The following is a 14028-nucleotide window of genomic DNA, read 5'->3' as shown; positions in this document are numbered from 1 at the left end:
TGATATGTTCAACCAGATAAAAACAGCATGTTTTATTGTATTACTGGGCTTTCATGGCATCGCCAGTGCTGCACTAGAAATTGTTATTACCGAAGGTGTTGATGGTGCACGTCCGATTGCGGTTGTGCCATTTCAATACAATGGGGTTGGCCCCATCCCTGAAAAGTTAAGTACTGTTATTGCAGCAGACTTAATGCGTAGTGGTAAATTTAAACCTATTGATGTAGCAACAATGCCTCAATTACCAGCAACTGATACTGACGTTGACTATGCTGCATGGGTTAATAAAGGTGTTGAAGCCGTTCTTGTTGGTCAAGTTGAACAACAGCCAGGTGGACGTTACTTAGTTAAGTATGAGCTTATTGATGTTATTCGTGGTCAGATCACGGGTGGTCAAACACAGATGATGAGTAACGGTAAGTTAGTTAAAAGCCAAGACCATATTCTTGATGCAAGAGAAAGTGTAATAGCTGAAACGGGTTTCCGCCGCTACGCTCACCGCATCAGTGATGTTGTATACGAAGCTTTAACTGGCGAAAAAGGTGCATTCTTAACGAAGATTGCCTACGTTATTGTGAGAGAAAATCAGGCAATGCCTTATCAGTTAGTCGTTGCTGATTATGATGGTTTTAATGAGCAAGTATTACTTCGCTCGAAAGAACCATTAATGTCACCGGCATGGTCACCAGATGGTACTAAGCTTGCGTATGTAACATTTGAAAATCGTCAAAGCCAAATTTACATTCAAGATTTATACACGGGTAAACGTGAGCTGATCACAAGTCACCCTGGTATTAATGGTGCGCCACAGTTCTCACCTGATGGCAAAAAGCTACTATTAGTGCTCTCTAAAGACCGCAATGGTGCAACAGAAGTATATGTTTTAGACCTTGCAACTCGCAAAGAAAGACGCCTTACAAATCACCGTAGTATAGATACTGAACCATCTTGGTTCCCTAATGGGCAAGATATTGTGTTTACGTCTGAAAGGGGTGGTAATGCCCAGATTTATAAGTTAAATTTGCAAACTGGTAGGTCAAAACGCATGACGTTTGACGGAGATATGAACCTAGCAGGTTCGGTTTCTCCAGACGGAAAAGAATTAGTGATGGTGAACCGTACCAACGGTCAATACCATCTTGCTAAGAAAGAGCTAGCTACAGGTGCGTTCCAAGTATTAACTAGAACACGCCTTGATGAATCGCCGAGTATCGCACCAAACGGCTCGATGATTATCTACAGCACGCTTCATAATAATAAACAGGTGTTGGCGTTAGTTTCTATGGATGGTCGCTTTAAAGCACGCTTACCTGTGCTAGACGGACAAGTTAAGGCACCGGCTTGGTCGCCTTATTTACAGTAATTATACTGGTTTACTCAATATAGGAATCAATTAAATGCAACTTAATAAAACTTTAAAAGGCCTGCTAATTGCTGTGCCAGTGATGACATTAGCGGCGTGTAGCTCTTCTTCAGGTGTTGATGAAGGTGCTGCAAACCAATCTAACCAAGGTATGGTTGAGCAATCAAACAACACTGATACTGTTGAAGTTGCAACGCTTACTCCAGAGCAACAAGCTGAAGAAGCACTTCGTGAAAAATACGAAGCGTTACGTCAAGAGCAAATCATTTACTTTGGTTTTGATAACGCAAAAATCCAAAGCAAGTATGCTGAACTATTACAAGCACACGCTGAATTCTTAGTACAAAACCCTTCAGTTAAAGTACTAATCGAAGGTCACGCTGATGAGCGCGGTACGCCTGAGTACAACATCGCACTAGGCGAGCACCGTGGTCAAGCAGTAGAAAAATACTTACAAAGTTTAGGTGTTTCTGCTAGCCAAATGTCAGTAGTGAGCTATGGTGAAGAGAAGCCAATGGTTAAGTCTCGCACTGAAGAAGCGTTCGCGAAGAACCGTCGCGCAGTATTAGTTTACTAATAAAGAGTCATTATGAAGCCGAAAATTATTTTGGCAGCAATGATCTTAAGCGGGAGCACCCAGTTATGGGCTGCTCCCGCTCCTGTTTCAGAAGCTGCAAGCTCGCAATCGAGCATTGAGAAGCGTTTAGTCGCTTTAGAAAACATGATGAAGTCACGTAATTTATTGCAAGCTGAGCTTCAGCAGCAGCTTAATATTTTACAAGACGAAGTGAGCCAAGTACGTGGTATTACAGAAGAGCAAAGCTATAAGCTTGAAAAAGTACTGCAACGTCAGCGTGAGCTATATCAAGAAATTGAGAACCGAGTTAGCCAAGCTTATAGCCAGCCTGCTGCAACACAAACTCAACCTACAAATACTTATACAGATGTAGGTGCATCACAGGCAATCAGTTCAGACTTATCTGAAAACGAAGCTTATGAGCGTGCAGTGGCGTTAATCATGAAAGATAAACGTTATGAGCAAGCAATTCCTGAGTTTCAAGCATTCTTAACGACATACCCAAATTCAGTGTATGCATCTAATGCGCATTATTGGTTAGGTCAGCTGTTAACTATTCAAAACGATCAAGCAGGTGCGACTGAGCACTTTAAAGTTGTTGTGAATGAATACCCTAATTCTAATAAGCGCCCAGATGCAATGTTAAAGTTAGGAAACTTATTAGCGGATCAAGGTTTAGGCGAGCAAGCCCTTAAAACCTTTAATGATTTAATTAATCAGTACCCAAGTACTACCGCTGCTAAATTAGCCACAGAACGTATGTCGCAAATGTAGATTTGACCTGATTAGACTGCTTTTTGACATAAGCGGTCTAAAATTAGGCAACTAGACATAAAAACTTAAAAAAAGAGATATTTTCTGTTGCACTCAGCATTTAAATAAGTATTATAAGCGCCCGCAGCAGGCGATTGGTAACAACAGCCAAAATGCGGAAAAAAGAGCGGGTCATTAGCTCAGTTGGTAGAGCAGTGGACTTTTAATCCATTGGTCGATGGTTCAAGTCCATCATGACCCACCATTCTCTTAGAATGGTAATCTTTAATCGACGGATTTACGTATAGCTTTTATAAGCAATTAGAGCGGGTCATTAGCTCAGTTGGTAGAGCAGTGGACTTTTAATCCATTGGTCGATGGTTCAAGTCCATCATGACCCACCATTCTTTGAATGGTTCTATATAGGCGGATTTACGCAGCTTTTATTAGCATCAGAGCGGGTCATTAGCTCAGTTGGTAGAGCAGTGGACTTTTAATCCATTGGTCGATGGTTCAAGTCCATCATGACCCACCATTCTTTGAATGGTTTTATATCGGCGGATTTACGCAGCTTTTATTAGCATCAGAGCGGGTCATTAGCTCAGTTGGTAGAGCAGTGGACTTTTAATCCATTGGTCGATGGTTCAAGTCCATCATGACCCACCATTCTTTTGAATGGTCTTATATCGGCGGATTTACGCAGCTTTTACAAGCATCAGAGCGGGTCATTAGCTCAGTTGGTAGAGCAGTGGACTTTTAATCCATTGGTCGATGGTTCAAGTCCATCATGACCCACCATTCTTTTGAATGGTCTCATATCGGCGGATTTACGCAGCTTTTTATAAGCAACAGAGCGGGTCATTAGCTCAGTTGGTAGAGCAGTGGACTTTTAATCCATTGGTCGATGGTTCAAGTCCATCATGACCCACCATTCTTCGAATGGTTTCATATCGGCGGATTTACGCATCAAAATATCCAGAGCGGGTCATTAGCTCAGTTGGTAGAGCAGTGGACTTTTAATCCATTGGTCGATGGTTCAAGTCCATCATGACCCACCATTCTTCGAATGGTCTCATATCGGCGGATTTACGCATCAAAATATCCAGAGCGGGTCATTAGCTCAGTTGGTAGAGCAGTGGACTTTTAATCCATTGGTCGATGGTTCAAGTCCATCATGACCCACCATTCCTGATTTATCTTTTCTTTCTAAGTTATCCTTTATTTATCTTAACAGCTCACAGCAATACTGTTCATTAGCTTAAGATTCTCGTATAATTCGCGCCATGAATGCACTGTGGACTAAGTGGTCGAGAAATGAGTCTAGCTGAACAAATTATGCCTGAAGATTATATCTTCCCTCCAAAGCCAGCTCCGTTATCAAAAGACGAGCAAGCTGAGTATAAGGCACGTATCAAACAATTATTAAAAGACAAGAACGCGGTTCTTGTTGCCCATTATTACACTGATCCTGAAATTCAAGCACTAGCTGAAGAAACAGGCGGTTGTGTTGCTGACTCGCTAGAAATGGCGCGTTTTGGCGCTAAGCACGACGCAGATGTAATTGTGGTAGCCGGTGTTCGCTTTATGGGCGAAACGGCAAAAATCCTAACGCCAAATAAAACAGTTGTTATGCCAACGCTTGCTGCAACCTGTTCATTAGACGTAGGTTGCCCAATTGAAGAATTCTCAGCGTTTTGTGATCAGCACCCTGATCGCAAGGTAGTAGTGTATGCAAATACATCAACCGCTGTTAAAGCGCGTGCAGATTGGATTGTTACTTCTTCATGTGCCCTAGAGATCGTTGAGCACCTTGATGAGCAAGGCGAAAAAATCATTTGGGGTCCAGATAAACACTTAGGTTCTTACATTCAAAAGAACACAGGTGCAGACATGATCATGTGGAATGGCGCCTGTATCGTTCATGACGAGTTTAAAACCAAAGCACTTAAGGACATGAAAGCCTTACACCCAGATGCGGCTGTATTGGTTCACCCAGAGTCTCCTGCGGAGATTGTAGCCTTAGCTGATGCGGTTGGCTCAACAAGCCAACTAATCAAAGCAGCGCAAACTATGGACAACAAAAAGTTCATCGTAGCGACTGACCGAGGTATTTTCTACAAAATGCAGCAGTTATGCCCAGAGAAAGAATTCTTTGAAGCCCCAACAGCGGGTGAAGGCGCAACATGTAAAAGCTGTGCGCATTGCCCGTGGATGGCGATGAATGGCTTAAAAGCAATTGAAGAAGCACTGACAGACCCAGAAGGTAAAGAAGTGTTTGTTGATATGGACTTACGCGAAGGCGCATTAAAGTCGCTTAACCGTATGTTAGATTTTTCAGCAACGCTTCAGCGTTAAGAACGAATCGTCTATACAAAAGGCAAGGTGTTTACCTTGCCTTTTTTGTTTGATTACTAATCACTTAACTGCACTATTTTAAAAAGCCCTTGCGTCTGTAGGGTTGTTTTCATACTATAACGCCGCTGCTAAACTCTAAGCAGCGCCTTAGGTGACGTGTCCGAGTGGCTGAAGGAGCACGCCTGGAAAGTGTGTATACGGCAACGTATCGAGAGTTCGAATCTCTCCGTCACCGCCATTTCTTAAATTTACCCTACCATCGCAAAGTGCTTTTCAAGATTACATTTAGCGCGCATTGCTATGTGGCTACTGACTTTCCTTGCAAGTTCTATCACTAATAATTCAAGTTGTTCACGGCTATAACCAAGTAATACACAGCGTTTAAGTTGCTCGCTAACTAAGCTGTTGGCATCGTCTAATGCAAACAAAGCGCCTAAAGAGGCAAGCTCAAAAACTCTGTTGTTTTGCTGTTCTATGCTAAAAGGTAGTTGGCCAAATGTGAGTGCGGTTTTTAGCTGCTGCTCTGTGCGTTTGATAAGCAACGCATTTGAACCTTGAATATCATCAAGTGACTTTAAAATCTCTAGCGCCAGCAATGCTTTTGGCACCCCAGAATATACACTGATATGCGGTAAAATATCACACAACTCTTGCATTGAAACGCCATCATTCAATGCGTGCTGACATGCTCGTTTTAACAAAGGCTTGTCATGAACGGTGACCAAAGCAGCGATCGCGACAAACACAAATAAATCCGTGTTGTTATGGTTCATAATTTCTCTTTTGATTTTAGATATTGAATGTATTGAGGTTTTGTAGCAGTTGCTGATTACATAGAGCATGCAATCGAAAAATTGAAAATACATTATGGTCGATGATGGCTATTTCTGCTTGCCATAAATGATTTAATTTTTGCCTAAAATAACGAACTGTTACCTTAAATGGTCCTAACCTTAAATTACGGTGATACACTTAATTGAGTATTTATGTGAGGTAATCTAAATGCGTCAGGCATTAATAGAAGCAGTGAAAGCAATAGCGATTGCAGACGGTAATTTTGAAACAGGGATTCCAGAATTATTGGTGTTCAGACGAAGCGAAGTTTCATTACCGATGGCCTGCGTGTATGAGTTAGGGCTGGGTATTAGCTTGCAAGGTGCAAAGCGAGTTGTGCTGGGTGAACATAGTTATGATTACACTGACGGGCAATCATTGGTGACCTCAATCGATGTGCCTGTTGCCTCGCATATTACTCGTGCTAGTAAAGAGCAGCCATTTTACGGACTTTACTTGCGTTTAGATGCTCATGAAATCAGTCACATTGTTGCTGAAATGGATTTTGCCGGGCAAGACAAGTTTCCTAAGCACCAAGCTATGTCGGTGGTTGATACTGATAATGGTTTGCTTGACGCTTTACTAAGGCTGATTCAACTCGACAATGAACCTCAATTAAAAGCTAATCTTGCGCCACTTATTAAAAAAGAAATTATATTGCGTTTGTTAAATAGCCCGCATAGCCCTTATTTAAGGCAAATTGTGATGTCTGGCTCAGCCCATCAAAAAATCGCTAAGACCTTGTGTTGGTTAAAAGAAAACTTTAGCAGTCAATTTTCAATTGATGATTTAGCCCGTGATGCACACATGAGCCCGTCGACATTCAGACTGCATTTTCGTGATGTAGTAAAGATGAGCCCGTTGCAATACGTAAAAAACTTACGGCTACAAGCGGCAAGACAATTAATGCTGAATGAGCGAATAGATGTAGGCTCTGCAGCTTTAAAAGTGGGTTACGAGAGTCCATCGCAGTTTAGCCGCGAGTACACACGCTTTTTTGGCAAGCCACCGATTAAAGATATTTCAGCACTGCGGTTACAACAAATCGCATAAAAAAGGGAGCGCTTGGCTCCCTTACATTTAAAATCGTCTTTTTGGCATTCTCAGTTGTGAGTCAAACTCATCGGGGAATAAAATTGTGCCGTCGTCTTGGTCTGTTGGAAATACAGCAATAAGTAAGTCATCTTGCTCAAGACCAGGTGTCCAGCGACTTAACCAATCTTTTACAGGGATGGCTTTTGGTGTGCAACCTTGCCACTCACCGGTTGCCCAGCTTTGGGCAAATTCGCGGCTAGGCCATACAGGCACGCAGTCGTCATCTTCGTTTGAGAGCATGACGCAGCCATGTTCATCATTGAGGATCCACACTTGTTTAAACTCTTGTACCGTTTCAAACATATAAGCGAGTCGTTTCTTTGCGCCTAAGGCGAGTACAGAATCAAATTCAGTTTCAACACGTTTAGCAGTTGCATTATTCATGACAGGCTCACTCTTTTAGTTATACACAGCTACACCTTAATCATAAGGTGATAAATTAATATGACAAGTAAAGTTAATAGCTAAATTAATTTACTAATGCAGCAAATAGATCGTCAGCAAGTTGTTGCAGAGATTTAGGGTCTTGATTTGTCAGGGCATAGGTACGAATACCGTATATGCCCATCACTAAAAAGCGCGCCAACTGTTGCGCTGACTTGCTACTTACAAATTCGTTGTTATCTAGGGCTTTTTGAAGTTGCTCGGCGAGGGCATGCTCGTATGCATTAAGGTTGCTACGCAGCACAGTGCAAATTTGTGGGTCATTGCCTTCAACCTCAGAAATACTCTTTGTAAGTAAGCATACTTTAGCTACTTCACCTTCAATACACTCATCAACAATCACAGTTAAGTAATGTTTAAGAGTTGATAAAATTGATTGTTGGTCATTAAAAAGGGCAGTAAATTGTTGGTTTCTGTCTTTTTGATATTGCTCGGTGGCGGCTAAAAACAAGCCCTTTTTGTTGCCATAAGCCGCGTAAATAGAACCCGGGTGAAGGTGAGTCACTTCTTTTAATTTTTGCATACTGGTCTTCGCATAGCCATATTTCATAAAAGCATGCATGGCTTGGCGTAGTACAAATTCAGTATCAAATTCAGCAGTTCTCATTAAAGCTCCTCACGGTTTATAAACGAAGTTTACGTAATCTTGAACGATTATTCAAAATAAACCTTGAAGTATGTTTGTTTCGCCCTTATCTTGAATGTGTGTTCAAGATAAGGATAAAACCATGACAACCGATTTACTTTCTCCGTTTAAACTAAATGACAGCATTGAGTTGCAAAACCGTGTACTAATGGCACCCCTTACACGCTGTATGAGCGACGATAATCTCGTACCTACCCAAGCAATGGTTGACTATTATGCGCGCCGTGCTGATGCGGGCTTAATTATTAGCGAAGCAACGATTATTCGCCCAGATTCACAAGGTTATCCAAATACACCGGGTCTATTTACTAGCGAACAAATTCAAGGCTGGAAGAAAGTCACCGATGCTGTGCACGCAAAAGGCGGCAAAATGTTTGCTCAGCTTTGGCACGTAGGTCGTGTTGCTCACCCTCACTTTTTTGGTGGTGATGTACTGGCGCCATCAGCAATTGGTGTTGAAGGTTCGGTACCGAGAATGCGTGAATTAACTTACGTTACTCCAAAAGCGGCAACCATTGAAGACATCCAAGGTTTAATAGCTGATTACGCAAAAGCCGCCGAAAACGCTATTGAAGCGGGTTTTGACGGGGTTGAAATTCATGGTGCGAATGGTTACTTAATTGATCAATTCTTACACTTTGCTGCCAACCAACGTGAAGACCAATACGGGCAAACACCAGAAAACATGTCACGTTTTGCTCTTGAAGTCGTTGATGCAGTAGTGGCAGCAATTGGTGCAGATAAAACTGCATTACGTTTATCGCCAGGCGCGTATTTTAATATGACCGAAAGTGACGGTGATAAGGCGGTATTTGATTATCTATTACCAGCCCTTGAAACGCGTAATCTTGCCTACTTACATGTTGGTATTTTTGATGACAGCATGCGCTTTGCAAGCTTAGGTGATAAGTCAGCATCTGAATATATGCGCGGTGCGTACAAAGGTACCTTAGTCGGGGTAGGTAGCTATAGCTTTGAGACAGCTAATCAAGCTATCGATAATAACCAATTTGACTTAATTGCGATTGGTCGCCCATTCATTGCGAACCCAGATTACATCAGTAAAGTTAAAAATGGTGAAGCATTAACACCATACAGCGATGAAATGCTGGCTGAACTGATTTAAGCAAACCTAATAATATTGTCCAACCAACAAGCGCTCAGTTAATTTAACTGGGCGTTTTTTCTAATACTTTCTTATATATTAAACAGTTAAGTCTTAAATCTGCCATGAAAATGCATTAATTGTTTAATTGTTGTGTCAAATATTTTGACCCTAAATGTAATACGCGCTCTGCATACTGTGCCCGCTTTTAAATACGTAACCTTGGAAAAACAATGAGCACAGTAGCAAAAAAAACAAAGCTAAGCCTTGTAGTCGCAATGCTTTTAGCAACATCGGCACATGCAAACACGAATAACGAAATTGAAGAAATTACCGTTGTTGCAAAGCCAACCAGTTATGCAAATAACGTTATTGAACCTGCGATGCTTGAGCAACAAAGTTCAGTATCAAGTGTGTTAGCCGTGATTGATAACCTACCGGGTATTAGCATCAACGAAGGTGATGCATTCGGTGGTGACGATTGGTCAACCACCATCACTATGCGTGGCTTTAGTATTGATGGTAATCAACAGCAATTAGGTATGACGATTGATGGTATTCCTAATGGTGGTTCTAACTATGGTGGCGGTGCAAAAGCAAACCGTTACTTAGACAGCGAAAACTTAGCAACGGTTGAAGTAGGGCAAGGTACGTCTGATATTGCTTCAGCATCACTCGAAGCATTAGGCGGTACTTTTAATTTTGTGAGTGCACAACCGAGTACAGAACAAAGTACCACATTTGCTTACACGACGGGCGATCACAATGCTAGCCGCTACTTTGTGAAGCACGAAACCGGCACTGTGTTTGATAACACGCAAGCCTATATCAGCTATTCGCAAACAGACACCAGTCGTTGGATTGGTGATGGCAGCAATGGTGGTAAAGACAGCCAGCACATCGAAGCGAAGTTTGTATCCGACTTTAGCGACTTAACCGTAACGGGTCGTGTTTCGTATGATGATGTTCACGAAATTAACTATAACAGCATCAGTATTAGTGAATTTGAACAAAACCCTGATTGGGATCGTTTAACTTGGAATTGGACAGGCGTGCCGCATTTTGATCAAATGTTTGCTGAGGGCTGGGGTACACTGCGTGAAAATACCCTTGCATATGTAAAGTTTGATTACGCGCTAAGTGCCACTTCAAACTTAAGCTTGTCTCCTTACTATCATAAAAATTCAGGTCGTGGCGATTGGATCCCGCCTTATTTAACGTCACCGGTTGATGATGATGGTAATCCAACAACGATTGGCGGCGAAAATGCTGGCAATTATGGCTTTACAGATAGTGAGGGTAACCCACTGGCACCTGCTGCAGGTTGTACGGCAAGTTTAGAGTGGCCATGGTCTTCAGGCCCTGGCTTAAACCCAGCCTGTTACCCAGATGATGCGATTCCGGTTATGTCGTATCGTCATACTCACTACAAAAAAGACCGCTTAGGTATGACCGGTGAATACCAAGTAACCCTTGGCAACCATGACATTGAAGCCGGTTTTTGGTTTGAACAAACAGACCGTGATGAGTCACGTGACTGGCATAAAGTTATTGATGCCCGTATTTATCATCACTTTGACCATACGCCGTATTGGACACAATATAAAAACACCTTCGAAACAGATACATTCAAGTGGTACGTACAAGACTCAATCAGTTTAGGCGACTTCACACTTAATTTAGGTGCTAAACAGTACCTTGTTGAGCTGCAGCGTTATAACCATTTTGAAGATGAGTACTCAGATAAAATCGACAGTGATTCAGACGTACTATTCAGCGGTGGTATGCTGTATCAGTTATCTTCAAGCACAGAGCTATTCACCAGCTACAGCGAAAACTTTGCGGCAATTAAAGATGGTGTACTTGAACGTGATTCATCAACACTGACCGAAATTGAACCTGAAACAGCTGAAAACATCGACCTAGGTGTGCGTTACAGCGATGACCGCTTAAGCTTAACAGCAACCGCTTACAGCATTGAATTTGATAACCGTATTACCTTTATTGCTCCGGGCAGTGATACCGATGGTATTGACTACACGATTGGCACGAACGGTTCTTACATCAACGTAGGTGGTATTGAGTCAACGGGTGTGGAGCTTTCTGCAAGCTATATGCTGACTGACAAATGGAATCTTTACACATCGTATACCTACAATAACTCTGAGTATCAATCGAACGATCCAAGTGCTTACAACAGCGATGGTGAGTTACTTGAAGATGCAACAGCCAGCTTTAAAGCAGGTGATGAAGTGATTGACTCAGCACAAGATTTATTTGTGGTATCGGCAGACTACTACAGTGGTGATTTCCGCTTTGGTTTATCGGCTAAATACACAGGTGAGCGTTTAGGTGCATGGACTGATGAACAAACCCGTTCACGTAACAAAGTTGATGGTTATACCTTGGTTGATTTAAACATTGGTTATAATACCAGTCTTGATTCTGGTGTGTTTAAATCACTCGACCTTGCATTTGTGGTGAATAACTTGTTTGATAAATCTTATCTAGCGGGTGGTACTGGTAATGGCTCTACCTACTTTATTGGTGCACCACGTACCGCAGCTTTAACACTTACAGCGCAGTTTTAAGTAATAAGCTAACGTTTTAAATAGCCCATCGTTGATGGGCTTTTTTGCAGGTGAAATATGAAAAAATTAATTTTAGCTACGGCGGTTGTAGCAGCATCACTATTAAGCATAAACAGTAAAGCTGCCGACAATGTTGTGCTCGTGACTCTTGATGGCCTTCGCTGGCAAGAAGTGTTCTCTGGTGCAGATAAAAACCTAATCGATAACACTGATTTTGTTGCAAATACAGATGAACTAAAGGCGCTTTTTTGGCGAGATGACCAAGCACAGCGAACTCAAGCGTTAATGCCATTTTTTAGCGAAACATTGGTAAAGCAAGGCGTTTTGATTGGCGATAGAACTCAAGGCTCATTGATGTCGGTAAACAACCCGTGGTATTTCTCATACCCAGGTTACAGTGAAATTTTAACCGGCGTAGTAGACGAAAATATCGATAGTAACGATAAAGTGCCTAACCCCAATAAAACCATTTTAGAGAGTTTAAATACTCAGCCAGAATTTAAAGGTAAAACCGCGCTTTTTGGTAGCTGGGATGTGTTTCCCTATATTGTAAATCGTGAGCGCAGTGGGGTTTATGTTAATGCTGGCTTTGAAGCTTTTGATGCTGTGAACTCAGAGGAAGTTACTCTGCTAAACCAAATGCAAAGCGAGATCCCCAGTCCTTGGCACAATGTTCGCCTCGACAGCTTTACCTACCGATTTGCCAAACAATATTTATTAAATAAACAGCCGCGTTTGCTGGTTATTAGCTTGGGTGAAACCGATGACTTTGCTCATAACGGTAAATACGATGCCTATTTAAAATCGGCTAAACAAGGTGATGCGTTTATCCGTGACCTTTGGCAAACAATTCAACAAACACCGGGCTATAAAGACAATACCACATTGATCATCACCACCGATCATGGCCGTGGCAGTCATGCTGATGATTGGCAACACCATAGTTCGAAGCGTGCTTTAGCACGTTCAGAGCAAGGAAAGCAGCGTTTTCCAAACGGCATTGTTGGCTCTGAACATATTTGGTTAGCAGCCATTGGCCCAGATATAAAAGCAACAGGCTTAATTAAGCCCAAAAATGAGCTCAAACAAGCGCAAGTAGCGGCAACTGTGCTGAATATTTTAGGCGTCAACAGTCAGCAAGTTAACCCGAAAATGGCCGCGCCAATTAAGGAGATTTTAAAATGAGTTTAACTTTTAGTTTGTTCAAAAGCGCCTTATCTGGGTTAATGCTGGTTAGTAGTGTGAGTGCGATTGCCGCGCCAAGTAAAATTTTGTTTGGCTCATGTGGTCATCAAGACAAGGCTATTCCAATTTTTGATGCCATCAACAAAGAGCAAGCCGATTTATTTATGTTCCTTGGCGATAACATTTATGGTGATACCGAAGATATGACGGTACTTGCCGATAAATATCAACGTTTAGGGCAAAAGCCGGGCTTTAAAACATTACGTGCGAATACGCCAATCATTGCCATGTGGGATGACCACGATTATGGCGAAAATGACGCTGGCAGCGAATACCCCAAAAAACAGCAATCACGAAAAATCATGCTCGACTTTTGGCAAGAGCCAGCTGGTTCTGCTCGCAGAACTCGTGAAGATGGTATTTACACTTCGTACACGTACGGTGAAGGTGAGCAAACAGTAAAAGTCATCATGCCTGATCTGCGTTTTAATCGTGCGCCGTTAAATCATGTATCAGCGATGACCTATCAACTTGAGCGTAAACCTGCAAAACAAGGGCCTTATAGTCCAACAACCGATAAAAACGCCTCTATGCTTGGCGAAAGCCAATGGCAATGGCTCGAACAAGAGCTTAAGTCAGATGAAAAGATAAAAATCATTGCCTCAAGCTTGCAGCTATTAGCTGATTTTACAGGTTGGGAGTCATGGGCAAATTATCCAGCTGATCGTGAGCGTTTATTTGCGCTTATTAAAAAGCATAAAGTAAATGGTGTAATTATTGTCAGTGGCGATACCCACTGGGGTGAGCTGTCTAAGTATCAACAAAACCTAGATTACCCACTTTATGAGATGACTAGCTCTGGGCTTACAGAAAAGTGGAAAGATGTTAGCCCTAATAAACACCGTGTGGGTGATTACACTCATGAGGTGAATTACGGCGATTTAACAATCGATTGGCAAAAAGCAGATCCTACCATTCGTATTGCGCTTAAAGGTATTAAGGGTGATGAGATCATGCACACTGAGTTCGCGTTATCGACGATAAGCCCATACCAGTAAACATTGCCTGCTGCGCATATCC

12 protein-coding genes and 9 tRNA genes are annotated in these 14028 nt (G+C 42.1%); 18 read left to right on the top strand and 3 right to left on the bottom strand.

From position 1 onward, the window contains the following. Positions 1-4: 4 nt before the first annotated feature. The 13 genes from tolB to IRQ78_RS12085 all read left to right on the top strand — a co-directional run bounded on the left by tolB (position 5) and on the right by IRQ78_RS12085 (position 5286). Positions 5-1363, top strand: a complete 1359-nt coding sequence (gene tolB / locus IRQ78_RS12145; protein WP_054553015.1) for a Tol-Pal system beta propeller repeat protein TolB — start codon at positions 5-7, stop codon at positions 1361-1363. Positions 1364-1397: 34 nt separating this feature from the next. Continuing rightward, on the top strand, positions 1398-1940 hold the full coding sequence (gene pal / locus IRQ78_RS12140; protein WP_054553016.1) for a peptidoglycan-associated lipoprotein Pal: 543 nt from the start codon (positions 1398-1400) through the stop codon (positions 1938-1940). Between the two features lie 12 nt (positions 1941-1952). Beyond that, positions 1953-2714 carry a tol-pal system protein YbgF gene (gene ybgF / locus IRQ78_RS12135; RefSeq protein WP_194442346.1) on the top strand — a complete coding sequence of 254 codons (762 nt, stop codon included), beginning with the start codon at positions 1953-1955 and terminating at the stop codon, positions 2712-2714. 168 nt (positions 2715-2882) lie between these two features. After that, positions 2883-2958 (top strand) — tRNA-Lys (locus IRQ78_RS12130). 63 nt (positions 2959-3021) lie between these two features. Next, positions 3022-3097: transfer RNA gene (locus IRQ78_RS12125), tRNA-Lys, on the top strand. Between the two features lie 55 nt (positions 3098-3152). Then, positions 3153-3228, top strand: a tRNA-Lys gene (locus tag IRQ78_RS12120). Between the two features lie 55 nt (positions 3229-3283). Continuing rightward, positions 3284-3359, top strand: a tRNA-Lys gene (locus IRQ78_RS12115). Positions 3360-3415: 56 nt separating this feature from the next. Next, a tRNA-Lys gene (locus IRQ78_RS12110) sits at positions 3416-3491 on the top strand. A 57-nt stretch (positions 3492-3548) separates the two neighbouring features. Further along, positions 3549-3624 (top strand) — tRNA-Lys (locus tag IRQ78_RS12105). Between the two features lie 51 nt (positions 3625-3675). Next, a tRNA-Lys gene (locus IRQ78_RS12100) sits at positions 3676-3751 on the top strand. A gap of 51 nt (positions 3752-3802) precedes the next feature. Further along, positions 3803-3878 (top strand) — tRNA-Lys (locus IRQ78_RS12095). A gap of 129 nt (positions 3879-4007) precedes the next feature. Beyond that, positions 4008-5048 carry a quinolinate synthase NadA gene (gene nadA / locus IRQ78_RS12090; RefSeq protein WP_054561293.1) on the top strand — a complete coding sequence of 347 codons (1041 nt, stop codon included), beginning with the start codon at positions 4008-4010 and terminating at the stop codon, positions 5046-5048. Positions 5049-5198: 150 nt separating this feature from the next. Further along, positions 5199-5286 (top strand) — tRNA-Ser (locus IRQ78_RS12085). Positions 5287-5296: 10 nt separating this feature from the next. On the opposite strand, the gene IRQ78_RS12080 is transcribed toward IRQ78_RS12085, so the two are convergent. Next, complete coding sequence (locus IRQ78_RS12080; protein WP_194442345.1) at positions 5297-5821, bottom strand: carboxymuconolactone decarboxylase family protein; 525 nt, start codon at positions 5819-5821, stop codon at positions 5297-5299. 229 nt (positions 5822-6050) lie between these two features. On the opposite strand from IRQ78_RS12080, the gene IRQ78_RS12075 reads away from it, so the two are divergent. Then, positions 6051-6935 carry an AraC family transcriptional regulator gene (locus IRQ78_RS12075; protein WP_194442344.1) on the top strand — a complete coding sequence of 295 codons (885 nt, stop codon included), beginning with the start codon at positions 6051-6053 and terminating at the stop codon, positions 6933-6935. 27 nt (positions 6936-6962) lie between these two features. Here IRQ78_RS12075 and IRQ78_RS12070 read toward each other — a convergent pair whose 3' ends face one another. Both IRQ78_RS12070 and IRQ78_RS12065 read right to left on the bottom strand, forming a co-directional pair. Then, the gene (locus tag IRQ78_RS12070; protein WP_194442343.1) at positions 6963-7361 is read right to left on the bottom strand and encodes a DUF2750 domain-containing protein; all 399 of its coding nucleotides are present in this window, start codon (positions 7359-7361) and stop codon (positions 6963-6965) included. A gap of 85 nt (positions 7362-7446) precedes the next feature. Further along, positions 7447-8028, bottom strand: a complete 582-nt coding sequence (locus IRQ78_RS12065) for a TetR/AcrR family transcriptional regulator (protein WP_138602417.1) — start codon at positions 8026-8028, stop codon at positions 7447-7449. A 121-nt stretch (positions 8029-8149) separates the two neighbouring features. On the opposite strand from IRQ78_RS12065, the gene IRQ78_RS12060 reads away from it, so the two are divergent. The 4 genes from IRQ78_RS12060 to IRQ78_RS12045 all read left to right on the top strand — a co-directional run bounded on the left by IRQ78_RS12060 (position 8150) and on the right by IRQ78_RS12045 (position 14006). Beyond that, the gene (locus tag IRQ78_RS12060) at positions 8150-9193 is read left to right on the top strand and encodes an alkene reductase (RefSeq protein ID WP_054553024.1); all 1044 of its coding nucleotides are present in this window, start codon (positions 8150-8152) and stop codon (positions 9191-9193) included. A gap of 212 nt (positions 9194-9405) precedes the next feature. Beyond that, complete coding sequence (locus IRQ78_RS12055) at positions 9406-11763, top strand: TonB-dependent receptor domain-containing protein (RefSeq protein WP_228482618.1); 2358 nt, start codon at positions 9406-9408, stop codon at positions 11761-11763. A gap of 57 nt (positions 11764-11820) precedes the next feature. Next, a complete protein-coding gene (locus tag IRQ78_RS12050) occupies positions 11821-12948 on the top strand; it encodes an alkaline phosphatase family protein (protein WP_194442342.1) in 1128 nt (375 codons plus the stop codon). Continuing rightward, positions 12945-14006, top strand: coding sequence for an alkaline phosphatase D family protein (locus tag IRQ78_RS12045; RefSeq protein ID WP_194442341.1), 1062 nt, complete (start codon positions 12945-12947; stop codon positions 14004-14006). The genes IRQ78_RS12050 and IRQ78_RS12045 overlap by 4 nt, the downstream gene beginning before the upstream one ends. The last annotated feature ends 22 nt before the right edge of the window (positions 14007-14028 follow it).

The organism is Pseudoalteromonas simplex (assembly GCF_015278155.1).
Classification (GTDB): Bacteria; Pseudomonadota; Gammaproteobacteria; order Enterobacterales; family Alteromonadaceae; genus Pseudoalteromonas; species Pseudoalteromonas simplex.
This window is presented reverse-complemented; position numbering and strand designations above follow the sequence as displayed.